Below are 22,814 nucleotides of genomic sequence, written 5' to 3'. Positions count from 1 at the left end.
AACTCAAAATCAAAGACTTACTGTGTATGGGGTTCGCCTTGACACTCAAGATAGGCGAAACTATGGTGCGCCCCGCTTGCTGGGGGTGTCCAGCGGGTTCCAGATCCTCCTGCCCGATGAGTTTTGAGCCGTGAACGGCGACGACCAGAGGGACGGGAAAGGGACCCAGCAGACGCCGACGGACAGCGAACTCTCCGCGAGGCTCAGACGTCTCGAGACGCAGATCGAACGGAAGCGGCCGCAGGCTGCTCCCGATCCATCGACGCGCCCTCGGAACGGCGGGCCATCCTCGCTGGGCCAGGCCATGACGATCTCCACGGAGTTCGTCGCGGGCGTGATCGCAGGGGGCATACTCGGCTGGATCGTCGATCATGTCTTCGGGACGAAGCCCTGGGGCCTGATCGTCCTCCTGATGCTGGGGTTCGTCGCGGGGATCTACAACGTGATGCGGGTGTCGGGTTTCGCCGGCGCGCGTCCGGGACGGCGCGATCGGCAGGAGCCATAAGGCGCGCCGATCGGTAGGGAATGTGGGGCGGCCGACACCCGTCGGCGTGCCGGACAAGAAGGGCGGAAGCGGGAATGGCGGTCACGATCGACCCGATTCATCAGTTCGAGCTGAAGCCGCTCGTTTCGCTGGGCCATATCGGCCATCAGCAGCTCGCGTTCACACAGTCCGCCCTCTACATGTTCGCGGCTGTCGGGGTGATCGCGCTGATCACCATCGTGGCGACGGCGTCGCGCTCGGTCGTGCCGGGCCGCATGCAGGCCCTGGCCGAGATCTTCTACGAATTCATCGCCGATACCGTGCATCAGGCGACCGGCGACGGCGGCAAGCGGTTCCTGCCGCTGGTGTTCTCGCTGTTCATGTTCGTGCTCGTCCTGAACCTCTTCGGGATGATCCCCTACGCCTTCGCGGTGACCAGCCACCTGATCATCACCTTCGGCCTCGCGGCGCTGGTGATCTCCACCGTGGTGATCTTCGGTGTGATGAAGCACGGCACCCATTTCTTCGGCCTGTTCGTGCCGTCGGGCGTGCCGAAGCCGCTTCTCGCGATCCTGGTGCCGATCGAGGTGATCTCGTTCATCTCGCGCCCGATCAGCCTGTCGGTCCGTCTGTTCGCCAACATGCTGGCCGGCCACATCGCGATGAAGATCTTCGCCTTCTTCGTGGTCCAGCTTCTTCTCGCAGGCGCCTGGAGCGTGCTATCGCCGCTCCCGCTGTTCCTGACGATCGCGCTGACCGCTCTCGAGTTCCTCGTTGCGGCGCTTCAGGCTTACGTCTTCGCGACGCTGACGGCGATCTACCTCAACGACGCCCTTCACCCCGGCCACTAGTCGTCAGACCTGGCCGGCTCCACCCGCCGCAAACGTCACTGCACGTTTCGATCTGAAGAGACCTCAGGAGTTACCATGGATCCCGTCGCTGCGAAGTACATCGGCGCCGGCCTCGCTTGCCTCGGCATGGCGGGTGCGGGCATCGGCCTCGGCAACCTGTTCGGTCAGTTCCTCGCCGGCGCCCTTCGCAACCCGTCTGCGGCCGACGGCCAGCGCGCCACCCTGCTCCTGGGCTTCGCCCTCACCGAGGCGCTCGGCATCTTCTCGCTGCTGATCGCCCTGCTGCTGCTCTTCGCCGTCTGATCGGCGCCCCGGAGGCCGCGGTCCCCGCGGTCTCCTCCCGGGCTCCGGCCCGATGAACGGGTGGACGCTCCCGCGACGGGGCGTCCGCCTTCGTCCGTCACCGCGCCGGCGGTGGCCTCACCGAACGGTGTCAGTGTAGCGGTCTCATGGCGCAGCCCAATCCCCTCACCACGCCGCCCCCGGGCGCCGACACGAAGGTCGTGCCGGGCCATGTCGAACATACGGAAGCGCATTCGGGCGCCTTCCCGCCCTTCGAGACGTCGGGCTTCCTGGCGCAGCTGATCTGGCTCGCCCTGGCCTTCGGGCTCCTCTACTACCTGATGGACAAGATCGCGCTGCCGCGGATCCAGTCGATCCTGCACGCCCGCGCCGAGCGCCTGCGTGCCGACCTGGACCAGGCGCAGGCGATGAAGGCCGAGGCGGATGCCGCCGGCGTGGCCTTCGAGACCGGCCTCCGGGATGCCCAGGGCAAGGCGCGCGACATCGCGCAGACCACCCGGAACACGCTGGCCGCCGAGGCCGAGACCAAGCGCAAGGCGCTGGAGGCGGAGCTGAACGCCAAGCTCGTCGCTGCCGAGGCGACGATCCGCACGCGGACCGAAGCCGCCATGGGCAACGTCCGCTCCATCGCGGGCGAGGCCGCTTCGGCGATCGTCGAGCGTCTGACGGGTCAGGCCCCCGACCGGGCCACCCTCGACCGCGCCCTCGACGCCACCGCACACTGAACGGGATCCCACGATGCTGCTCGAAGCCGAATTCTGGGTCGCCGTCGCGTTCGTCATCTTCATGGGTATCGCCTGGAAGGCCGGTGCCTTCTCGACGATGACCAAGGGTCTGGACGGCCGCGCCAACCGCGTCCGCCACGAACTCGACGAGGCCAAGCGCCTGCGCGAGGAAGCGGCCGCCGTACTCGCCGACTACAAGCGCCGCCGCGCCGAGGCCGAGAAGGAGGCCGAGTCGATCGTCGCCGGTGCCCGCGAGGAGGCCGCGCGCGCCGCCGAGGAGGGTCACCGCAAGCTCGATGACTTCCTCGCCCGCCGCACCAAGGCTGCCGAGACGAAGATCGCCCAGGCCGAAGCGCAGGCCGAGGCCCAGGTCCGCGCCGCTGCCGCGGAGGCTGCGGTGAAGGTATCGGAGACCATCCTGCGCGAGCGGATGCAGGGCGAGGCGGCGCAGGGCCTGATCCGTGCGAGCCTCGGCGAGGTCCGGACCCGCATGCGGTCCTGACCGCACCGGCATCGCCGCAATGAGAAGCCGCCTTCGGGCGGCTTTTTTCGTTTCGGGAACTGCGAGGCGTCTGCACGGCGACGCCGGTCGTGGTCTCGGTCTGTGCCAGCCGTCCGGCCGTCGCCGCATCGGCTCAGGGCCGCGTCGGGGCGGACCGCGCTCGATCCGCGCGGTGGCAGGACCGGTTCTGGACCGGGCGTCCGGGTCTAATCCGCCCGCTCTCCCTCGACGGCCTTGGTCTCTTCCACCTCCGGAGCGACCTGCCCGTAATTCAGCACCGCCACCAGCGCCACGCCGCCGAAGGTGTTGCCGAGGAGCGTGGGGAGGAAGAACTTCAGCCCGTAATCGCCCATTGAGGCCGCCCCCGTAACGACCAAGTAGAAGGCCTCCACGGAGCCGGCGACGATGTGGGCGAGGCTGCAGAGCGCCACCAGCCACGTCATCAGCAGGATCACGAACGGCGCCGCGCTGGCCGTGGCGGGGAGGAACCAGACCATCAGGGCGATCATCCAGCCGGCGAAGACCGCCTTGATGAACGTCGCCCAGAAGCCGTGCGCGATGGCATCGTGGCTAATCTCCGCGAAAGCCTTGAGGACCAGCGGCTCGAAGGCGCCCGAATGTGCGAGCAGCGTCGCGATCGCCAGGGTTCCCAGGATGTTGCCCGACAGCACGATGGTCCAGAGCCGGATGACCCGGAGGCCCGTCTTCACCGAGCGGTCGTGCAGCAGCGGCAGGATCGGCGTGATCGTGTTCTCGGTGAAGAGCTGCTGGCGCCCGAGGACGACGACCAGAAATCCCACCGCATAGCCCATCGAACTTACGATCTTGGCCCAATCGGTCTCGGGCAGGTGGCTCCGCAGAACCCCCGGCACGATTAGGGACAGGGCGATGCTCAGGCCGGCGGCGAAGGCCGAGAGGAACAGGGCGAGGCCGTGGCGCCGCAGCTCCTCGTCGCCGCCGAGCCGGATGACCTCGTGCAGGACGTAGGCATCGGGCCGTACGATCTCGGAGACTTCCTTCAGCAACGCGTCGCGGCGAGCCTCCGGATCGCCGCGCTTATTCTTGTCCCGAACCATCCGCCCAGCTCCGCAACGCAACTCGATCCGATCGGATGCAGGATAGTCCGTCAGGCCGAGAGACGCGCCACCAGCGCCTCGACCGCGCTCCGCGCCTCCGCGAGCGCCTGCGCGTCCCGGCTGCGCACGACGATCCGGTTGCGAAAACCGTCCGGAGTCATCGCGGGATACGAGCCGATGGAGACGGCCGGCCGCGCCTTGGCGATCTCGCCGAGGTCGCCCGCGTAGTTGCCCTCCGGCAGGCCGGCCGCCTCGATCGTCTCGGACAGCATCGCGGCGCCGCCTGTCAGCGTCGGGGCGATCGAATCCAGCATGGCCTGCATGATGCCGGGCACGCCGGCCATCACGTGGACATTGCCGAGGCGGAAGCCCGGCGCTTTCGAGACCGGGTTGGCGATCAGGTCGGCTCCGAACGGAATCCGCGCCATGCGCAGGCGCGCCGCGTTCAGGTCCTCGGGCTTGTGCCGCTCCAGCAGCATCGCACGCGCCCGCTCATCGACATCGATGCCGACCCCGAAGGCCTCGGCCACGCAATCGGCGGTGATGTCGTCGTGGGTCGGGCCGATCCCGCCGGTGGTGAACAGATAGGTGTAGCGGGCACGCAGGGCGTTGACCGCCTCGACGATCATGGCGGCCTCGTCGGGCACGATCCGCACCTCGCGCAGGTCGATGCCGGCGGCGGTGAGGAAGTCGGCGATCGTGCCGATGTTCTTGTCCTTGGTGCGACCCGAGAGGATCTCATCGCCGATGACGAGGATCGCGGCGGTGACGGATTCGGAAGGCTGGGGCATGGAACTCTGGCGTCGGGCGGGGCCTGCAGGCAGATAGCGCAACCGCTGCCCGCGACTACGTGAACCCCGAGGATCCGATGCAGTTCGCCGCGCCGCTCGTGCCGGGACGGCTCGTGCAACGCTACAAGCGCTTCCTGGCCGACATCGATACCGATGAGGGACGGGTCACGGTGCACTGTCCCAATCCCGGAGCGATGCTCGGGCTGAACACGCCCGGCGCCCGGGTGCTGCTGTCGCGCTCGACCAATCCGGCACGCAAGCTGCCGCTGACCTGGGAGCTGGTGGAGGCCGACCTGCCCGGGGGGCTGCAATGGGTCGGCATCAACACCCTGCGCCCGAACGCCCTCGTGGCCGAGGCCTTTCGCGCCGGCGCGATCACGGCGCTCGCCGGCCACGATACGCTGAAGCCGGAGGTCCGCTATGCCGAGGCCAGCCGGGTCGATTTTCTGGCGAGCGGCGCGGTGGCCGGCCCCTGCCACGTCGAGGTGAAGAACTGCCACATGATGCGTCGGGCGGGCCTCGCGGAATTCCCCGATTGCAAAGCCGCTCGCAGCGCCCGGCACATGCGCGACCTGGCTCAGGTCGTGGCCGAGGGGGGCCGGGCGCTGGTGGTCATCGTCGTGCAGATGAAGGCCGAGGCGTTCGACGTCGCCCGCGACATCGACCCCACCTTCGACCGGGCGTTCCGGGAGGCGCGAGCGGCGGGTGTGGCGGTCCGGGCCTACCGATGCGCCGTCGGGCCGGAGGGCGTCGTCCTCGCCGGGGAGATTCCGGTGGTCACGCCGCCCTGACGGTGCTGCGCTCGAACATCAGGTTCAGCCGGGAGCGGGCGATCTCGCGATAGCCGTAGCGCGCCAGATGCTGCAGCAGGTCGAGCTGCCACTGCCCGGTGCCGTTCTCGATCAGCAGGATCCGCGGCAGGAGCGCGTCCGGCGCCTCGCGCAGGAACGGCTCCAGGATGAGGTCCTCGGCGCCCTCGACGTCTAGCTTGACCGCATCGACCCGGGTGAGGCCCTCGCTCCGCAGGAGATCGAGGAGCGTCACCGCCGGGACGGTGATCCGCGCACCCTCGTTAGTGCCGACGATGCGCAGGCTCGACTCGCCGCGGTTGCGCGGATCGATGAACAGGGTCAGCTCGCCCGCCTTGTCGGCCACCGCGCAGGCGACCGCCTTCACGGTGTGGAACGGGTTCTGGGCGATGTTGTAGGTCAGGCGGTCGAACACGTCGGGCTGGGGCTCGACCGCGACGATCCGTGCGCCCGGGCCCGAGAAGGCGGCCACGCACAGGGCGTAGGCGCCGACATTGGCTCCGATGTCGAGGAACACGCAGTCCCTCGGCAGGTGCTCCTGGAGCAGCGCGCGCTCTTCCGGATCGAAGAACTGCGGGGTGAAGAGCACCTTCTTCTCGCAGTTGTTGTTGTAGGGGTGCAGCCGCATCCGCGCGCCGTAGCGGGTCACGTCGAGGGGCTTGCCCCCGAGCCGCGCGATGGCGATCCGGCGCAGGAACAACGCGAGGCGCCGCCCGTACCAGGATTCGGCCGGGATCCGGTTCGTGCGGCGGGTGATCGCCGCGACGAGACCGGACGGTTCATAGGTGCCGTAGGGCTGGATGTCGGTCATGACCGGGGCGGTTTGCCAGCCGGCGCCCCGAGCCGCAAGCGGATCGATCCACGTTGCTCCGGCGCGCTCCGGTGGTCTAAGCCGTGGCCGAGCTTGATGAACACGGGTTGCGCGGCATGGAGTCCTTTAATTCCGACGGCGTGCGGATCGCCTATATCGACGTCCCGCCCGCGGACGGGGCCGGGAAGCCGATCCTTCTGATCCATGGTTTCGCGTCGAACCATGCGGTCAATTGGGTCAATACCCAGTGGGTGCGCGCCCTGACCCAGGCCGGCTACCGCGCGATCGCGCTCGACAACCGCGGTCACGGCGAGAGCGAGAAGCTCTACGATCCGGCCGCCTACAGCTCCGACGCGATGGCCAACGACGCGATCCGGCTTCTCGACCATCTCGGCATCGAGCGCGCTCACGTCATGGGCTACTCGATGGGCGGGCGGATCACCGCCCATATTGCCCTGGACCATGCGGACCGGGTTCGCTCGGCCCTGATCGGCGGCCTCGGGATGCACCTCATCGAAGGCAAGGGTTTGCCCTCGGGCATCGCCGAGGCCCTGGAGGCGCCCGGCGGGACGCCGGCGCCCAACCCGACGGCCGCAGCCTTCCGCACCTTCGCGGAGCAGACCCGCAGCGACCTGCGGGCGCTGGCCGCGTGCATGCGCGGCTCACGTCAGACGCTGAGCCGGGGGGAACTCGCGCAGATCGAGGTCCCGGTTCTGGTCTCGGTCGGGACCCTCGATACGGTCGCGGGCTCCGGCCCGGGGCTCGCCGCCCTGATCCCGGACGCCCGGGCCCTCGAGATCGAGGGCAAGGACCACTCCACCGCGGTCGGTGCCAAGCCGCACCGGGACGGGGTGCTGGCCTTCCTGGCCGCGCAGCCCTGAAGCCTCAGCTCTTCAGCCGGTAGCCCGTCCGGAAGATGTAGGTGACGAGGCCGAGGCAGATCACCAGGAACAGCGCGGTCATGCCGAGGCTGATCGCGATGTTCACGTCCGCCTTGCCGAAGAACGCCCAGCGGAAACCGCTGATCAGGTACACGACCGGGTTGAGCAGGCTCACCGCGTGCCAGAAGGGCGGCAGCATGGAGATCGCGTAGAAGCTGCCGCCCAGGAAGGTGAGCGGGGTCACGACGAGGAGCGGCACCAGCTGCAGCTTTTCGAAGCCGTCCGCCCACAGGCCGATGACGAAGCCGAACAGGCTGAAGGTCACCGCGGTGAGGAGCAGGAAGCCCAGCATCCAGAGCGGGTGATCGATCCGCAGCGGCACGAACAGGGCCGACGTCGCCAGGATGATCAGCCCGATCAGGATCGATTTGGAGGCCGCCGCGCCGACGAAGCCCAGCACCACCTCGAGCGGCGAGATCGGCGCCGACAGGATCTCGTAGATCGTACCGGCGAAGCGCGGGAAGTAGATGCCGAAGGAGGCGTTCGAGATGCTCTGCGTGAGCAGCGAGAGCATGATCAGGCCGGGCACGATGAACAGCCCGTAGGGCACGCCGTCGACCGCCGAGACCCGGGAGCCGATCGCGGCGCCGAACACCACGAAGTACAGGGTGGTCGAGATGACCGGAGCCAGGATGCTCTGCCCGGCGGTGCGCCAGAAGCGGCCCATCTCGAACCGGTAGATGGCCCGGACCGCCGGCCAGTTCAGGGTGAACGCCGCGCTCATGCCTGTGCCCTCTCCTCGCGCACGAGGCCCACGAAGATGTCCTCCAGCGAACTCTGTTCGGTGTGAAGGTCCTTGAAGCGGATGCCCGCCGCCGCCAGGCCGGTGAGAAGCCCCGTGATGCCGGTCCGCTCGGCGCGGGTGTCATAGGTATAGACCAGCTCGCTCCCCTCCCCGGAGAGCGCCAGGCCGTAATCGGCGAGTTCCGGCGGCACCGCGGTGATCGGCTGCTGGAGATGCAGGGTCAGCCGCTTGCGCCCGAGCTTGTGCATCAGCGCGGCCTTCTCCTCGACCAGAATGATCTCGCCCCGGCGGATCACGCCGATGCGGTCGGCCATTTCCTCGGCCTCTTCGATGTAATGGGTGGTGAGAATGACGGTGACGCCCTGCTGGCGCAGGTCGCGCACGAGGCGCCACATATCCTGGCGCAGCTCCACGTCGACGCCTGCGGTGGGCTCGTCGAGGAACAGCACCCGGGGCTCGTGCGACAGCGCCTTGGCGATGAGCACCCGCCGCTTCATCCCACCCGACAGGGTCATCAGCCGGCTGTCGCGCTTGTCCCAGAGGGACAGCGCCCGCAGGATCCGCTCGATATGCCCGGCATCGGGCTTCATCCCGAACAGACCGCGGGAGAAGCTCACGGTGTTCAGCACCGTCTCGAAGGCGTCGGTAGTCAGTTCCTGCGGCACGAGGCCGATCGCCCGGCGCGCGGCGCGGTAATCCGCCACGATGTCGTGGCCGTCGACCAGAACGCTTCCCGAACTGGCGGTGACGATGCCGCAGACGATGTTGATGAGCGTCGACTTGCCGGCACCGTTCGGACCCAGCAACGCGAAGATCTCCCCCCGCTCGATGGCGAGGTCGATGTCGCGCAGGGCGGTGAAGCCGGACGTGTAGGTCTTCGACAGCTTCGAGATGGAGATGATCGGCATCGGGGCCTGGAACGAGCTGGGGCATGCGCGGTGCCGGCAGCCATGAGGCCGGCACCGGAAACGCGGTGGGCCGACCGATCGGACCGTCTTCGGTAGCGGGCGCCCCTATAGCACGCGGCAATCACGGTGCTGACAGACCCCGTGTGTGCCACCGCACCGCGAGGACGCCGCGTCCCTCACGTGCGGCCGTAGCGCTCCGCCAGCGCCACGCACTCCTTCCGGAGATCCGGGTCCTCGATGCGCGAGAATGCCGTCAGCAGCGCGGCACATTCCGCGGCGCTCGGGCCGCGGGTTCCCCCGGAGGCTGGCGGCCTCCGGAATGTGGATTCCGGAACGTTCAACATGCGGGCGATGTCTCGAAGCAGCTTGTCCCGCTCACGAGCCGACTGGGCCGCGCCGTCGAGATCGAATCCGCCCGCGTCCGTCATGATCTCTTCGAAACCAATCCTTCAGCCGAGCGCGAATGCACGGGGTCCCACACACGCGCCGTTCGCGCGGCGCGGCTCTACCATTCACACTCTCGCGGCGGGTGCAACCTACCGTTATGGCTCTACCTCGGAAGAGGGCTGCGACTTAAGGCCGGATGGCTGGCGCGTAGAGGCAGATCGGTGGGCCTGCCTCCGGATTCGGCCAGCGTGAGGCAACCTCCACGCTGGAACATCATCAAAAAATACAACTATAGGTGGCGACAATGCCGCCCTAGGCCGCGTGGCGCAGGGCGAACAGCGCGGCCAATCCCAGGATCGTCGCACCGCCGAGAAATCGACGCCAGGGATTCACGCCGCGCAGCAGCTCATCGGCAGCCCACCAAGCCAGCGCAAGATCTGCCCCAAGGGACAGCCAGGATGCGAGCGGCCCCTGCTCCTGCGCCGACCAAGCGGCCAGACTGAAGCCAGCAAACAGCCAGAGCGGCAGATTGGGCCACTGGGCCACCGTCATGGCGCCGGTGTTCCTGTCGCGGAACAGCCAATCGAGCGCCCGCCGGACGGTCGTGGGCGGTGATGGGGCCATGGCTCGAACCTTCCTGCTTCCAGCAGGTGCGTAGCGCCGCATCGGATCGGACCAAGATGAACCGCCGCCTGCGGATCCCGAATTAACGCAGCGGTAACGTTAGTAAACAGAAACCGTCGGTAAATCCCTAACGGAACCTGAAAGGACTCGCGAGAATCCCACGCTTTGGATGATGATCGGACATCGCAGCGGCGGCCCGTCAGCCGAACAACGAGGATCGATCATGAGCGCGCGCCTGGAAGATCTGAAGTTCATGCTGACGCTCAGCGCCGTCGTTCTGTTCGGCAGCGGCCTCGACATCATCCTGCGCTGATTGCACCGGTCAGGTGGGGCGGCAGGGCCGGGCCGCCGCGCACGATGGCGCGTCCGAGCGCCGAGCGGGCTGCCGAAGGGCGGCCCTGCAATCCGCTGCCACGGCCCGGTGTGAACGGGACGGCGACCGCGTGCGACGCGAAGTCCACGCGGCGGAGCGTTCCGGCGGTGGCGGACGGGATCTGCCCGGAGCGGAGAAAGCTCCGCAATTCGGCGGCCTTCGCCTGGCGTTCCGTCCGTATCCGGAGCACCGCGATCACGAGGCCGACCAGCCCGGCCGCCTCCAGGAACGCCGCGACCACGTAGCCCGAAGCCATCCGTTTTCACCAACCGTATCGAGGGAGTTGCCGCTGTTGCTGCGGCCGTCTCCGCTCTGCGCCGCGATGGTTAGCGAGACCTTAACGGCTACGTAGATCGCCGCAGGTCCGCCGGTGCCGTCCATTCCTTCGCAACGCCAACGTTTCGGCTTATGCCCTTGTCGCAGCAGCGAAACTCAAGCGCGGTCACGCGCCTCGCGGCACGCGCCCATGCGTGTTCAGGAGCCTGTGAACGCGGATCCGCCCTACCACATGTCGAGGGCGACGCGCGCCTCGTCCGACATGCGGCTCTGATCCCACGGCGGATCGAACACCATGGTCACCGAACAGGACTGGACGCCCGGCACGGCGCTCACCGCGTTCTCCACCCAGCCCGGCATCTCACCGGCCACCGGGCAGCCCGGGGCGGTCAGCGTCATGTCGATGGCGACCTTCCGATCGTCGCCGATATCGACCTTGTAGATCAGGCCGAGTTCGTAGATGTCGGCCGGAATCTCGGGATCGTAGACGGTCTTCAGGGCTGCGACGATGTCGTCGGTCAGGCGATCGAGCTCCGCCTGCGGGATCGCGGAATCGCCTTCGACGGCGGGGGCGTTCATGCCCCCCGTGATGGTGGCGTCGGTGGTCATCGCTTCACTCTCCCCGGACCCGCGCGGACGGGACCAGCCTCGGATCCAGATATCAGGTAAACAGCATCTCCGCCCTGCCGAGGGCTTCGGCAAGGGCATCGATCTCGGCGGTCGTGTTGTAGAGCCCGAAGGACGCGCGGCAGGTCGAGGTCACACCGAACCGCTGGAGCAGCGGCATGGCGCAGTGGGTCCCGGCCCGGACCGCCACGCCCTGGCGGTCGATGACCGTGGCGATGTCGTGGGCATGAGCGCCCTTCATCTCGAAGGCGATCACACCGCCCTTGCCGGCAGCCGTGCCGATCAGGCGCAGGGCGTTCATCGCGCCGAGCCGCTCCTGCGCGTAAGCCGTCAGCTTCGCCTCGTGCGCGGCGATCGCGTCGCGTCCCAGCGTCATCATGTATTCCAGCGCCGCGCCGAGGCCGACAGCCTCGATGATGGCCGGGGTGCCCGCCTCGAATTTGTGCGGCGGGTCGTTGTAGGTGACCGCGTCCTCGCTCACCGTCCGGATCATCTCGCCGCCGCCCTGGTAGGGCGGCAGGCGCTCCAGCCATTCCTTCTTGCCGTAGAGCACGCCGATCCCGGTCGGCCCGTAGACCTTGTGGCCGGTGAAGACGAAGAAGTCGCAATCGAGCGCCTGCACGTCGACGGGCTGATGGACCGCGCTCTGTGCGCCGTCGAGCAGAACCGGGACGCCGTGGGCATGGGCGATACGCACGATTTCCGCGGCGGGCGTCACCGTGCCCAGCACGTTCGACATGTGGGTGATCGCCACCATCTTGGTGCGGGGCGAGAACAGCTTCTCGTATTCCTCCACCAGGAAGTTGCCCTGGTCGTCCACCGGTGCCCACTTGATCACGGCGCCCCGGCGCTCGCGCAGGAAGTGCCAGGGTACGATGTTGGAGTGGTGCTCCATGATCGAGAGGATGATCTCGTCCCCCTCCCCGATCAGGCCGGCCCAGCCCATCGACGAGGCCACGAGGTTGTAGGCCTCGGTGGCGTTGCGGGTGAAGATGATCTCGTCCGTGGAGGCGGCGTTGAGGAACTGCCGCGTGGTCTCACGGGCGCCCTCGAAGCCCTCCGTGGCGGCGTTCGCCATGTAGTGCAGGCCGCGGTGGACGTTGGCGTAGCCGGTCTCCATGCAGGAGACCATCGCGTCGATCACCTGACGGGGCTTCTGCGCCGAAGCGGCGTTGTCTAGGTAGACCAGCTTCTTGCCGTAGACCTGCTGGCCTAGGATCGGGAAATCCTTGCGGATCGCTTCGACGTCGTAGGCGGGGGTGAGGACGGGTGCGTTCATCGCTTCTCACTCACTGAGCGCCCACCCTTCGAAGAGGACGGGCCCCCTCCCCCATGCGGGGAGGGGTAAGGGTGCGGGCGGTTCATGAGGCGCCGCCGAGATTCGACCGGCGCCGCTCCCACCTCGGGCTCCTCCCCGCACGGGGGAGGAGAGCGCATCGCGTGCGGGACGGAGCGGGTTGCGGACGCTACACCCGTGCCTTCAGCCAGACCTCGATCTCGCCGACCAGCGCCGCGCGGGCGCCCTCATGCGTGACCGCTTCCACCGCCTCACCCACGAAGGCCTGCACGAGCAGGCTCTCGGCGATCGCGCGCGGCAGGCCGCGCGCCATCAGGTAGAACAGCAGATCGTCGTCCGGCGCACCGCAGGTGGCCCCGTGGCCGCAGGCGACGTCGTCGGCGAAGATCTCCAGCTCCGGCTTGTTCATCATCTGCCCCTCGTCCGTGAGGAGGAGGCAGTCAGACTTCATCTTGCCGTCGGTCTTCTGGGCGGCCTGACGGACGATGATCTTGCCCTGGAACACGCCGGTGGCGTCACCGTCGATGATCCACTTGAACTGCTCGCGGCCGACACCGCCCACGGCGGCATGGTCGGCGAGCAGCGTCGAGTCGGCGAGCTGTCCCCTGCGCAGCATGGCCGCGCCGTTGACGACCACGTTCGTGTCCTCGCCCGCGATGTGGACGAAGATCTGGTGGCGCGACAGCACCGCTCCGGTCACGAGGTTCACGGTTTCCACCTGCCCCTCCGCCTCGACCTTCAACGACAGGGTCGAGAGCGCGATGGTGGCATCGCCCTCGATGTTCAGGCGGGTGTGCCGGAAGGCAGCCTTCGGGCCGACCACCACGTCGAGGGCGTCGTTCGGCTGGCAGGTGAGGCCGTCCGTTCCCTCATGGCTCTCCAGCAGGCTGAACTCCGCGCCCTCGCCCAGCTGGACGAGCACGCGGGTCGCCGTGGAGAACGGCGCGTCGCCGGTGCCCACGAAGCGGAGATGCAGCGGCCGCACCGGCTTCGCACCGGCAGCGACCGTGATCACCGCGCCATCGGCCAGGAAGGCGGTGTTGAGCTGGTAGACCGGGTTCTCCCGGGCCTGTGCGACCGGGGCGAGCTGCTTCAGGCCGGCATGGCCCTGGGCGAGGGCCTCCGACATCGACACGACCGTGACACCCTCGGGGATCGCATCGAGATCCGACAGTTCGCCGATGAGGTGTCCGTTCACGAAGGTCAGGCGCGCGGCCTCGATGCCGGCGAAGCCCTTCGCCTGCGCGACGGCCGCCTTGGCGACCTCGAGGCTCGGCGCATCGGCCGGCGGCGCGGCCTCGGTGATGGCGGCGCGCAGATCCGTGTACTTGAAGGCCTCGACCCGGCGGCTGGGCAGGCCGGTCGCCTCGAAGAAGCGGAACGCCTCCTCGCGGGCGATCGCCGTCTCGCTGGCGAAGCTCTGGCGGGCCGATTCGAACAGCTTCGACAGGCCGGCCTCGGCGGGGGAGCGGAGGTTGGTGACGCCGGCCATGGTTCAGGCCGCCTCGTTGGTGCGATACTCGGCGTAGCCGGAGGCCTCGAGTTCGAGGGCGAGCTCCTTGCCGCCGGTCTTCACGATCTGACCCTTCGACATGACGTGCACGGTGTCGGGCACGATGTGGTTGAGCAGCCGCTGGTAGTGGGTGATGACCAGGAACGAGCGGTTCTTGTCGCGCAGCGCGTTCACGCCCTCGGACACGATGCGCAGGGCGTCGATGTCGAGGCCGGAATCGGTCTCGTCGAGCACGCAGAACTTCGGCTGCAGCAGCGCCATCTGGAGGATCTCCATGCGCTTCTTCTCGCCGCCGGAGAAACCGACGTTGAGGGCGCGCTTGAGCATCTCCTTGTTGATCTCGAGCTTGTCGGCGGCGCCGTTCACCGCCCGGATGAAGTCGGGGGTCGACAGCTCCGCCTCGCCGCGCGCCTTGCGCTGCGCGTTGAGGCAGGCCTTGAGGAAGGTCATGGTGCCGACGCCGGGGATCTCCAGCGGGTACTGGAAGGCCAGGAAGATACCGGCCGCGGCGCGCTCGTCGGCGGCCATCTCCAGCACGTTCTGCCCGTCGAGCAGGATCTCACCGTCGAGGACCTCGTAGTCCTCCTTGCCGGCGATGACGTACGACAGGGTCGACTTGCCCGAGCCGTTCGGCCCCATGATCGCCGCGACCTCGCCGTCGTTCACGGTCAGGTTCAGGCCGTTCAGGATGCGGTTGTCCTCGATCTGCACGACGAGGTTCTTGATTTCCAGCATGTCAGTCCAAGTCCTTCAAAACCATTTGTCTCGCATCGCCCTCAGGAACGCGAGGTTCCCGGCCGGGTAGCCGGAGAGATCGCCGGTCACCGCGTCGATGCCGCACCGGGGACAGAGGGCGGTGCCATCATCGGCGATCCACCCCGCGATCTCGTCCGGCGCGAAAACCTCGAGGCAGAAGAAGCATCCGCACAGGACGCTGCTCCTGACCTCGTCGGCGTGCCGCGCGCTGTGCCGATGCGCGGCCCGCAGCACGTCGTCGTCGAAACCGCCCAGGCGGTCAGCCCACCGAGCCTTCCAGGCTGATCGAGATCAGCTTCTGCGCCTCGACGGCGAACTCCATGGGCAGCTGCTGCAGCACGTCCCGGACGAAGCCGTTGACGATGAGTGCGGTCGCCTCCTCCTCGGAGAGGCCGCGCTGCTGACAGTAGAACTTCTGGTCCTCGGAGATCTTCGAGGTTGTCGCCTCGTGTTCGAACACCGCCGAGGCGTTCTTCGACTCGATATAGGGCACGGTGTGCGCGCCGCACTGGTCGCCGATCAGCAGGGAGTCGCAGTTCGTGAAGTTCCGGGCGTTGGAAGCCTTCCTGTGGGCCGAGACGAGCCCCCGGTAGGTGTTCTGCGACCGACCCGCCGAGATGCCCTTCGAGATGATCCGGCTCGTCGTGTTCTTGCCGAGATGGATCATCTTGGTGCCGGAATCGACCTGCTGCATGCCGTTCGACACCGCGATCGAGTAGAACTCGCCGCGGGAATCGTCGCCGCGCAGGATGCAGGACGGGTACTTCCACGTGATCGCCGAGCCGGTCTCGACCTGCGTCCACGAGATCTTCGAGCGGGCGCCACGGCAATCGCCGCGCTTGGTCACGAAGTTGTAGATGCCGCCCTTGCCCTCGTTGTCGCCCGGATACCAGTTCTGGACCGTCGAGTACTTGATCTCGGCATCGTCGAGGGCGACGAGCTCGACCACCGCGGCGTGGAGCTGGTTGTCGTCGCGCTTCGGGGCGGTGCAGCCCTCGAGATACGAGACGTAGGAGCCCTTGTCGGCGATGATAAGCGTGCGCTCGAACTGGCCGGTGTCGCGCTCGTTGATGCGGAAATAGGTCGACAGCTCCATCGGGCAGCGCACGCCCGGCGGAATGTAGACGAACGACCCGTCCGAGAACACGGCCGAGTTGAGCGTGGCGAAGAAGTTGTCGGTCACCGGCACGACCGAGCCGAGGTACTTTTTCACCAGCTCGGGATGCTCGCGCACGGCCTCGGAGATCGGCATGAAGATCACGCCGGCCTTCTCCAGCTCCTTCTTGAAGGTGGTGGCCACCGAGACCGAGTCGAACACGGCGTCGACCGCGACGCGGCGCTCCGGCGCGATGCCCTCCAGCACCTCGACCTCGCGGAGCGGGATGCCGAGCTTCTCGTAGGTCTTCAGGATCTCAGGATCGATCTCGTCGAGCGACATCGCCGCCGGACGCTTGGGCGCCGCATAGTAGTAGATGTCGTTGTAATCGACCTTGTCGTAGGAGACCCGCGCCCACTCCGGCTCCTTCATGGTCAGCCAGCGCTTGTAGGCGTCGAGGCGCCACTCCAGCAGCCACGCGGGCTCGTTCTTCTTGGCGGAGATGAAGCGCACGACGTCCTCGGAGATGCCCTTCGCGGACTTCTCCATCTCGATGGTGGTCTCAAACCCGTACTTGTACTGGTCGAGGTCGATCGAGCGGACCCGGTCGATGGTTTCCTGCACGGCAGGCATCAGCGTCTCCTGGGCATCTCCGGCGTCAAGGGCCGGGAAGCGTCTGTCGGATAGCGGGGGCGCGGCCCTCAGGCCGCCTGTCCTCGCCGTCTATATAGGGGCTGCAAGGCCCGTTCGAAGGCGTCGAGGAAGCATGCCACCTCCTCGTCCACCGTGTTCCAGCCGAGGCTGACGCGCAGCGCCCCCCCGGCGAGGTCAGGACCGACGCCCATCGCGGCGAGCGTCGCCGAGCGCGCGACCTTGCCCGACGAGCAGGCCGAGCCCGACGACACCGCCACGCCGGCGAGGTCGAGGGCGATCAGGGCCGAGGGCGCATCGAGGCCCGGGACCGAGAAGCTGAGGGTGTTGGGCAGGCGCTGAGCCCCGGCGGCGAACACCACCGCGTCGGGCGCCAGGGCCCGGATGCCAGCCTCGATCCGGTCGCGCAGCGCCCCGAGGCGCGCGCTCTCCCGGTCGAGCGACTCGCGGGCGATCCGCGCGGCCTCGCCCATGCCGACGATGGCCGGCATGCACTCGGTGCCGCAGCGCTGCCGGCGCTCCTGCCCGCCGCCCCGCAAAAAGGCGGTCTCCAGGGTGACGCCGTCGGCCAGCACCAGCGCGCCGACACCCTTCGGAGCCGCGAACTTGTGGCCCGACAGGGTCAGCGCGTCGAGGCCGAGGCCGGCCATGTCGAGGGGGATCTTCCCGGCCGCCTGCACAGCGTCGCTGTGGACCAAGGTCCGGCCGTGCTCGCGAGCCAACCCGACGATGTCGGCCAGCGGCTGCACGGCGCCGGTCTCGTTGTTGGCGGCATGGACCGAGACGAGCACGGACTCGTCGGACAGCGCGGAGAGCCGTGTCCCCAGGGCGGCGAGGTCGACCACGCCGTCGGCCGTGACCGGCAACGCCTCCGCGGCCGTTTCCGGGAACCGGTGACCCGCCGCGACGCAGGGGTGCTCCGTCGCCGAGTAGAGGAGCCGGGTCGGAGCCGGCGTGCTGCGGCGACGCAGGGCGCCCGACAGGGCGGCGTTGGCGGCTTCGGTGCCGCCGCTGGTGAAGACGACCTGTTCGGGCCGCGCCGTCACCAGGGCCGCGACTTCGGCGCGGGCCGCTTCAAGAGCGGCCCGGGCGGCCCGCCCCTCCGCGTGGATCGAGGACGGGTTACCGGGGAGCATCAGCGCGCGCGCCACCGCCTCGGCGACGGCCGGACGGACCGGAGCTGTCGCATTGTAGTCGAGATAGGCGCGTCCCCGGCTCATCCGCGTTCCGTTAAGTCCTCTGCTGCGGCGCGTCACAATTCCTTGCCCGCGCACCGGCTCGCCGTGCTAAGGCGCGCCGAGAGAATGAGATCCCGCCGCCCCAATCCGGTCGGCGTGGCAGCCGGCGGGAAGCTTCAGGCGGCTTCTTTAGAATAGTTCTAATCATCTAGAACCATTCTAAGACTGCTTTTATGGGGCGCGCGCGACGAGTCAAGGCTGCCGCGTCGCCGTGCCGATCGCCCGGCGGGCGATCTCGAGAGTGAGAGACGAGCGATGCCCGAAGTCATCTTCACCGGCCCGGCCGGCCGCCTGGAAGGCCGTTATCAAGCCCCCAAGAAGCGCGGTGCGCCGATCGCCATCATCCTGCACCCGCACCCCCAGTTCGGGGGTACGATGAACAATCAAATTGTGTACAACCTTTTTTACACCTTCGCCAATCGCGGTTTCGCAGCCCTGCGTTTCAATTTCCGGGGGGTCGGCCGCAGCCAGGGCTCCTTCGATCACGGCTCGGGCGAGCTGTCGGATGCCGCCGCCGCCCTCGACTGGGTGCAGTCGGTCAACCCCGAGGCGAAGTCCTGCTGGATCGCCGGCGTGTCGTTCGGCTCGTGGATCGGCATGCAGCTCCTGATGCGCCGCCCCGAGATCGAGGGCTTCATCTCCATCGCCGCGATGGCGAACCGCTACGACTTCACCTTCCTGGCCCCCTGCCCCTCCTCCGGCCTGTTCGTGCACGGCTCCGAGGACCGGGTGGCGCCCGCCCGCGAGGTCATGCCGGTGATCGAGAAGGTGAAGACCCAGAAGGGCGTCATCATCGAGCACCAGATGGTCGATGGCGCGAACCACTTCTTCGACGGCAAGGTCGAGGAACTGACACAGACGGTGGACACCTATCTCGACAAGCGCCTGGGCAAGCGCGAGGAGGCGGCCTGACCGAACCGGTCCCGCGCCTTGACGGGGGGAGCCCCGGAGGAATAGGGCGCGGACTTCGGAATTGAGACTCACCTTCGCAGGTCTGATGTCAGATAGCCCGTCCGATCAACCCGTGGTGCTCCTGGTGGAGGATGACGGCCTCCTGCTGATGGAGGCCTCTGACACCCTTGCGGATGCGGGCTTCACCGTCGTCGAGGCGACGCACGCCGACAAGGCGCTGAAGGTCCTGGAGAACCGTGACGATGTCGGCGTCCTGATGACCGACGTCGACATGCCGCAGGGCTCGATGGACGGTTTCGCCCTCGCCCGCCTCGTGGCGTATCGCTGGCCGTCGATCCCCGTTCTGGTGGTGTCGGGCATGGGCACGCCCGGTCCCAACGACATGCCGGAGGGCGCCCGGTTCATTCCGAAGCCCTACGAGCCGACCACCCTGGTCCGAACCCTGCAGGCCTTCCTCCGCCGCGCGGCGTGACGCACGGATCCGCTCGGGCTGACGCCCCGGTCCGGGCATCGAACACCCGACCGAGAGCCATGACGGATCAGAACCGACCGCACCGTTTCGCGACCCGGGCCATCCATGCCGGCGCGGCGCCGGACCCCGCCACGGGCGCGCGGGTCCAGCCGATCTACTTCACCAACGGCTTCGTGTTCGACTCGACCGAGCAGGCGGCGGACATCTTCGCCGGCCGGCGGACAGGCTTCTCGTATTCCCGCGGCTCGAACCCCACCGTCGCCGCGCTGGAACGTCGCATCGCCGATCTCGAGGGCGCGAAGGCCGGCGTGGCGGTGTCTTCAGGACAGTCCGCCATGCAGCTGGTCCTGATGACGCTGATGAAGAGCGGCGACGCCTATGTCGCCTCGCCACGCCTGTTCGGCGGGTCACTCGGTCTGATGCGCCGCCTCGATGGGCGCTACGACCTGAAGCCCCGCTTCGCACGCGGCATGGCCCCGGAGGATTTCGAGGCGGCCATCACCCCGGACTGCCGGGCCATCTTCTGCGAATCGATCGTGAATCCCTGCGCGTCGGTGGTGGACCTCGATGGGATCGCCGCGGTGGCGCGGCGCCACAATCTCCCGCTCGTCGTGGACAATACCCTGGCCTCGCCGGCCCTGATCCGACCGATCGAGCACGGCGCCGACATCGTCTGGCACTCGACCTCGAAGTTCTTGAGCGGTTCCGGCCAGACCATCGGCGGCGTGATCTGCGACGCCGGCCGCTTCGACTGGGAAAAGGCCGGCGGCTACAACCTGATCACCGAGCCCTGGCCGGACTATGACGGCCTCGTCCTGACAAAGGCCTTCCCCGAAACCCCGTTCGCGGCAGCCTGCCGGTTCTTCGGCCTGCGCGACCTCGGGCCCGGCCTGTCGCCGATGAACGCGTTCCTGACGCTCATGGGGATCGAGACCCTGCCGTTGCGCATGGAGCGGCACTGCGCCAATGCGCGGGCGGTCGCGGCCTTCCTCAAGGACCATCCGGCGGTGGATTGGGTGAGCTATCCGATGCTGCCGGGACAGCCCGGGGAGGACCTCGCCCGGCGCTACACGCCGAACGGGCCGGGCTCGATCTTTACCTTCGCCCTGAAGGGCGGCGAGCGGGCGGCCCTGACGTTCATCGCCGCCCTGGAGCTGATCTCGCATCTCGTGAACATCGGCGAGATCAAGTCGCTGGCGATCCACCCGTCCTCGACCACCCACCGGCAGTTGCCGGAACACGAGAAGGCCGCCGCGCAGGTCGGGCCCGAAACCGTTCGCCTCTCCATCGGATTGGAGGACGAGGCCGACCTGATCGCCGATCTCACGCAGGCCTTGGACCGGCTGGGCTGAGCGGGACGCTCGCGTCCGAAGGGCGTGCGGTCCCTCTCCTCATCCGCCGCGACCGCAGCGAACCACGGCAATGCGCGCTGGCCGTCATCGCCCTGCTGGATTGCCGCGCTCCGGTCGCGAAGACGGCGACGGCGAGACCTCCCGAAGGACCTGACCTCTCGCGTTCGATCCTCGTCCGGTCCAGAGAGGAAGCCTGCCCCTCTGGATCGTCGCCGGGCCGCCGAGCCTCCGCTCAGCGCCGCCGTTCCAGGATCGACACGTAGTTGGCGACCGCCGCGCCGCCCATGTTGAAGATCCCGGCGAGTTCCGCACCGGGCACCTGCATCTCGCCGGCCTCGCCCATGAGCTGGAGGCAGGCCATCACGTGCATCGACACGCCGGTGGCGCCGACCGGATGGCCCTTGGCCTTCAGGCCGCCGGACGGGTTGATCGGCAGCCGCCCGCCCTTCTCGGCCAGGCCCTCGCGCACCACGCGGTAGCCCTCGCCGGGGGCTGCGAGGCCCATCGCCTCGTACTCGATCAGCTCGGCGATGGTGAAGCAATCGTGGGTCTCCACGAAGGAGAGGTCCTCGTTGGCGATCCCGGCCTGCGCGCGGGCCTTCTCCCAGGCCATCCGCGCGCCCTTGAACTCCGCCGGGTCGCGGCGGGACAGCGGCAGGATGTCGTTGACGTGGGCCCGGGCGCGGAAGCCGATCGCCCGCTCCAGACCCTCCGCCGTCTCGGCATCCGCCACAACCAGGGCCGCCGCGCCGTCCGAGATCAGCGAGCAGTCGGTGCGCCGCAGGGGAGCGGCCACGTAGGGGTTCTTCTCCGAGACCCGGTTGCAGAAGTCGAAGCCGAGATCCTTGCGCAGCTGCGCGTAGGGGTTGCCGACGCCGTTGCGGTGGTTCTTGGCGGCGATCCGGGCCAGCTCCTCGCTGCGGTCGCCGTAGCGCTGGAAATAGCCCGCCGCGATCCGCCCGAACACGCCGGCGAAGCCGCCCTCGATGTCGGCCTCCTCCTTCCGGTAGGAGGCGCCCAGGAGGATGTCGCCGGTCTCGGCGACGGTCTTGGCCGTCATCTTCTCGGCGCCGATCACAAGGGCCACGCGGCCGCGGCCGCTGTCGACGAAGTCGAGGGCCGCGTAGAGGGCCGCCGACCCGGTGGCGCAGGCGTTCTCCAGATGGGTCGCCGGGGCGTGGGCGAGGCCGGGCCGATTCACCGCCACCAGCGCGCCCTCGAAGCCCTGCTTCGAGAAGCCGGTGTTCATCGAGCCCACATAGATGCCGTCGACCTGGGATTCCTCGACGCCGGCATGGGCCAGCGCCTCGCCCGAGACCCGGGCGATCAGCCCTTCGACATCCGGCTCCTCCAGCTTGCCGAAGGGTGTGTGGGCCCAGCCCACGATGCAGGCGCGCGTCATCCGGTGACCTCCCGAGTCTTGCGCGGACGATGGGCCCGCCGTGGCCGGCGATCAAGACGTGCCGACGGCTCTTCGGAGCTTACTGCCCGCATGAGTGTCCTTCACGCAGGTCGCTTTCAGCGCAGGTGGAACGCGATCCACGCGACCCCAGCCAGCACCAGCGCGGTCAGCAGACCCTGGGCGAATGCGCGCTGGCGGTTCCTCACCGGTGGAACAGCTCCGGATGGCGTGCCCGGAGCGCGAGGATCAGGGTGAGCGTTTTCAGGTCGGTGATCTCGGCGCGGTCGGCCCGGGCGGCGAGCTCGGCCAGCGGGATCTCGACGACCCGGATGTTCTCGTGCTCGCCCTCGGCCCCGCCGCCCGCCTCGGTCCGATCCGCCAAGCCGTAGATCGCGAGGTACAGGTGGATCTTCTCGGTGGTGAGGCTCGCGCAGGAATAGGCGGCGCCGACGAATTCCAGGGCGTGCAGGCGCAGGCCCACCTCCTCCATCGCCTCCCGGCGGGCATTCTCCTCCGGGCTGCCGTCATCGATCAGGCCGGCCGGGGCTTCCAGCTGGACCTGCTCGCCGGCCGCGAACAGCGGCGGGACCCGCAACTCGCGCACGAGCGTCGCGACCCGCCGCTCCGGGTCGTAGGGCAAGATCCCCACCGAGTTGCCGTGATCTTCGATTTCCCGCTCGACCACGGCGCCGTCGGCGAGGCGCACCTGCGCGATGCCGAACCGGCTCCAGCCCTCGTGGAGGAAGCGGATGTTCAGGATCTCGGCCTTCATGCGCACTCCCAGCTCTGATCGCCCTACACGGAAGCGTGTCTTCGGGTTCCGGGAACGCGGGCGCCCGCCGTGACGTTCGGTCGGGCATGCGCATGGCCACGCTTCCGCGGGGCGCGCTCC

General features: G+C 68.3%; 27 protein-coding genes. 10 read left to right on the top strand and 17 right to left on the bottom strand.

What is annotated here, in order from left to right; all coding sequences use genetic code 11:
• Positions 1–130 precede the first annotated feature (130 nt).
• The 5 genes from MCBMB27_RS01200 to MCBMB27_RS01180 all read left to right on the top strand — a co-directional run bounded on the left by MCBMB27_RS01200 (position 131) and on the right by MCBMB27_RS01180 (position 2,865).
• Positions 131–505 carry an AtpZ/AtpI family protein gene (locus MCBMB27_RS01200; protein WP_043351911.1) on the top strand — a complete coding sequence of 125 codons (375 nt, stop codon included), beginning with the start codon at positions 131–133 and terminating at the stop codon, positions 503–505.
• A gap of 74 nt (positions 506–579) precedes the next feature.
• Entirely contained in the window at positions 580–1,335 is a 756-nt protein-coding gene (locus tag MCBMB27_RS01195) for a F0F1 ATP synthase subunit A (protein WP_043351912.1), read from the top strand.
• A 75-nt stretch (positions 1,336–1,410) separates the two neighbouring features.
• Positions 1,411–1,638: a F0F1 ATP synthase subunit C gene (locus MCBMB27_RS01190; protein WP_007566773.1), complete on the top strand. Its 228-nt coding sequence runs from the start codon at positions 1,411–1,413 to the stop codon at positions 1,636–1,638.
• Positions 1,639–1,784: 146 nt separating this feature from the next.
• A complete protein-coding gene (locus tag MCBMB27_RS01185) occupies positions 1,785–2,363 on the top strand; it encodes a F0F1 ATP synthase subunit B family protein (RefSeq protein ID WP_043351914.1) in 579 nt (192 codons plus the stop codon).
• 16 nt (positions 2,364–2,379) lie between these two features.
• Positions 2,380–2,865 (top strand): F0F1 ATP synthase subunit B family protein, encoded by a 486-nt coding sequence (locus tag MCBMB27_RS01180; RefSeq protein ID WP_170861837.1) that lies wholly within the window; start codon positions 2,380–2,382, stop codon positions 2,863–2,865.
• A gap of 206 nt (positions 2,866–3,071) precedes the next feature.
• On the opposite strand, the gene MCBMB27_RS01175 is transcribed toward MCBMB27_RS01180, so the two are convergent.
• Positions 3,072–3,941: a formate/nitrite transporter family protein gene (locus tag MCBMB27_RS01175; protein ID WP_075379676.1), complete on the bottom strand. Its 870-nt coding sequence runs from the start codon at positions 3,939–3,941 to the stop codon at positions 3,072–3,074.
• Between the two features lie 50 nt (positions 3,942–3,991).
• Positions 3,992–4,732: a competence/damage-inducible protein A gene (locus MCBMB27_RS01170; RefSeq protein WP_043755823.1), complete on the bottom strand. Its 741-nt coding sequence runs from the start codon at positions 4,730–4,732 to the stop codon at positions 3,992–3,994.
• A gap of 77 nt (positions 4,733–4,809) precedes the next feature.
• On the opposite strand from MCBMB27_RS01170, the gene sfsA reads away from it, so the two are divergent.
• Positions 4,810–5,523: a DNA/RNA nuclease SfsA gene (gene sfsA / locus MCBMB27_RS01165; protein WP_043351919.1), complete on the top strand. Its 714-nt coding sequence runs from the start codon at positions 4,810–4,812 to the stop codon at positions 5,521–5,523.
• Here sfsA and MCBMB27_RS01160 read toward each other — a convergent pair.
• Positions 5,510–6,352 carry an FkbM family methyltransferase gene (locus tag MCBMB27_RS01160; RefSeq protein WP_075379675.1) on the bottom strand — a complete coding sequence of 281 codons (843 nt, stop codon included), beginning with the start codon at positions 6,350–6,352 and terminating at the stop codon, positions 5,510–5,512. The two genes, sfsA and MCBMB27_RS01160, sit on opposite strands and share 14 nt — an antisense overlap.
• Positions 6,353–6,468: 116 nt before the next feature.
• Here MCBMB27_RS01160 and MCBMB27_RS01155 point away from each other — a divergent pair, with 116 nt between their 5' ends.
• Positions 6,469–7,233 carry an alpha/beta fold hydrolase gene (locus tag MCBMB27_RS01155; protein WP_075379674.1) on the top strand — a complete coding sequence of 255 codons (765 nt, stop codon included), beginning with the start codon at positions 6,469–6,471 and terminating at the stop codon, positions 7,231–7,233.
• A gap of 4 nt (positions 7,234–7,237) precedes the next feature.
• On the opposite strand, the gene MCBMB27_RS01150 is transcribed toward MCBMB27_RS01155, so the two are convergent.
• The 12 genes from MCBMB27_RS01150 to MCBMB27_RS01095 all read right to left on the bottom strand — a co-directional run bounded on the left by MCBMB27_RS01150 (position 7,238) and on the right by MCBMB27_RS01095 (position 17,766).
• The gene (locus MCBMB27_RS01150) at positions 7,238–8,017 is read right to left on the bottom strand and encodes an ABC transporter permease (RefSeq protein ID WP_043351924.1); all 780 of its coding nucleotides are present in this window, start codon (positions 8,015–8,017) and stop codon (positions 7,238–7,240) included.
• Positions 8,014–8,946, bottom strand: coding sequence for an ABC transporter ATP-binding protein (locus MCBMB27_RS01145; RefSeq protein WP_043351926.1), 933 nt, complete (start codon positions 8,944–8,946; stop codon positions 8,014–8,016). Before MCBMB27_RS01145 ends, MCBMB27_RS01150 begins: the two co-directional genes overlap by 4 nt.
• Before the next feature lie 176 nt (positions 8,947–9,122).
• Positions 9,123–9,374, bottom strand: a complete 252-nt coding sequence (locus MCBMB27_RS01140; RefSeq protein ID WP_043351927.1) for a beta/alpha barrel domain-containing protein — start codon at positions 9,372–9,374, stop codon at positions 9,123–9,125.
• A 271-nt stretch (positions 9,375–9,645) separates the two neighbouring features.
• Positions 9,646–9,957, bottom strand: a complete 312-nt coding sequence (locus MCBMB27_RS01135) for a hypothetical protein (RefSeq protein WP_043351929.1) — start codon at positions 9,955–9,957, stop codon at positions 9,646–9,648.
• Between the two features lie 299 nt (positions 9,958–10,256).
• Positions 10,257–10,586 carry a hypothetical protein gene (locus MCBMB27_RS01130; RefSeq protein WP_075379673.1) on the bottom strand — a complete coding sequence of 110 codons (330 nt, stop codon included), beginning with the start codon at positions 10,584–10,586 and terminating at the stop codon, positions 10,257–10,259.
• Positions 10,587–10,831: 245 nt separating this feature from the next.
• A complete protein-coding gene (locus MCBMB27_RS01125) occupies positions 10,832–11,215 on the bottom strand; it encodes an SUF system Fe-S cluster assembly protein (protein WP_043351932.1) in 384 nt (127 codons plus the stop codon).
• Between the two features lie 52 nt (positions 11,216–11,267).
• Positions 11,268–12,512 carry a cysteine desulfurase gene (locus tag MCBMB27_RS01120; RefSeq protein WP_075379672.1) on the bottom strand — a complete coding sequence of 415 codons (1,245 nt, stop codon included), beginning with the start codon at positions 12,510–12,512 and terminating at the stop codon, positions 11,268–11,270.
• Between the two features lie 187 nt (positions 12,513–12,699).
• Positions 12,700–14,022, bottom strand: a complete 1,323-nt coding sequence (locus MCBMB27_RS01115; RefSeq protein WP_075379671.1) for a SufB/SufD family protein — start codon at positions 14,020–14,022, stop codon at positions 12,700–12,702.
• Between the two features lie 3 nt (positions 14,023–14,025).
• Complete coding sequence (gene sufC, locus MCBMB27_RS01110) at positions 14,026–14,778, bottom strand: Fe-S cluster assembly ATPase SufC (protein WP_043351937.1); 753 nt, start codon at positions 14,776–14,778, stop codon at positions 14,026–14,028.
• Positions 14,779–14,793: 15 nt separating this feature from the next.
• Positions 14,794–15,033 (bottom strand): cytoplasmic protein, encoded by a 240-nt coding sequence (locus MCBMB27_RS01105; RefSeq protein WP_075379670.1) that lies wholly within the window; start codon positions 15,031–15,033, stop codon positions 14,794–14,796.
• A 25-nt stretch (positions 15,034–15,058) separates the two neighbouring features.
• Positions 15,059–16,528, bottom strand: coding sequence for a Fe-S cluster assembly protein SufB (gene sufB / locus MCBMB27_RS01100; RefSeq protein WP_043351940.1), 1,470 nt, complete (start codon positions 16,526–16,528; stop codon positions 15,059–15,061).
• A gap of 68 nt (positions 16,529–16,596) precedes the next feature.
• On the bottom strand, positions 16,597–17,766 hold the full coding sequence (locus MCBMB27_RS01095) for a cysteine desulfurase family protein (RefSeq protein WP_075379669.1): 1,170 nt from the start codon (positions 17,764–17,766) through the stop codon (positions 16,597–16,599).
• A 273-nt stretch (positions 17,767–18,039) separates the two neighbouring features.
• On the opposite strand from MCBMB27_RS01095, the gene MCBMB27_RS01090 reads away from it, so the two are divergent.
• From MCBMB27_RS01090 to MCBMB27_RS01080, 3 genes are all read left to right on the top strand, one after another.
• A complete protein-coding gene (locus tag MCBMB27_RS01090) occupies positions 18,040–18,696 on the top strand; it encodes an alpha/beta hydrolase (protein ID WP_043351944.1) in 657 nt (218 codons plus the stop codon).
• An 85-nt stretch (positions 18,697–18,781) separates the two neighbouring features.
• Positions 18,782–19,168 (top strand): response regulator, encoded by a 387-nt coding sequence (locus tag MCBMB27_RS01085; RefSeq protein ID WP_043351947.1) that lies wholly within the window; start codon positions 18,782–18,784, stop codon positions 19,166–19,168.
• A 59-nt stretch (positions 19,169–19,227) separates the two neighbouring features.
• Positions 19,228–20,520: an O-acetylhomoserine aminocarboxypropyltransferase/cysteine synthase family protein gene (locus tag MCBMB27_RS01080; RefSeq protein ID WP_053609952.1), complete on the top strand. Its 1,293-nt coding sequence runs from the start codon at positions 19,228–19,230 to the stop codon at positions 20,518–20,520.
• Positions 20,521–20,752: 232 nt separating this feature from the next.
• Here the strand turns inward: MCBMB27_RS01080 and MCBMB27_RS01075 are convergent, their stop codons facing one another.
• Together MCBMB27_RS01075 and MCBMB27_RS01070 are read right to left on the bottom strand one after the other, a co-directional pair.
• Positions 20,753–21,922 carry an acetyl-CoA acetyltransferase gene (locus MCBMB27_RS01075; protein ID WP_053609953.1) on the bottom strand — a complete coding sequence of 390 codons (1,170 nt, stop codon included), beginning with the start codon at positions 21,920–21,922 and terminating at the stop codon, positions 20,753–20,755.
• 202 nt (positions 21,923–22,124) lie between these two features.
• On the bottom strand, positions 22,125–22,694 hold the full coding sequence (locus MCBMB27_RS01070) for an NUDIX domain-containing protein (RefSeq protein ID WP_075379668.1): 570 nt from the start codon (positions 22,692–22,694) through the stop codon (positions 22,125–22,127).
• Between the last annotated feature and the right edge of the window lie 120 nt (positions 22,695–22,814).

Source organism: Methylobacterium phyllosphaerae (assembly GCF_001936175.1).
Lineage (GTDB): Bacteria > Pseudomonadota > Alphaproteobacteria > Rhizobiales > Beijerinckiaceae > Methylobacterium > Methylobacterium fujisawaense.
This window is presented reverse-complemented; position numbering and strand designations above follow the sequence as displayed.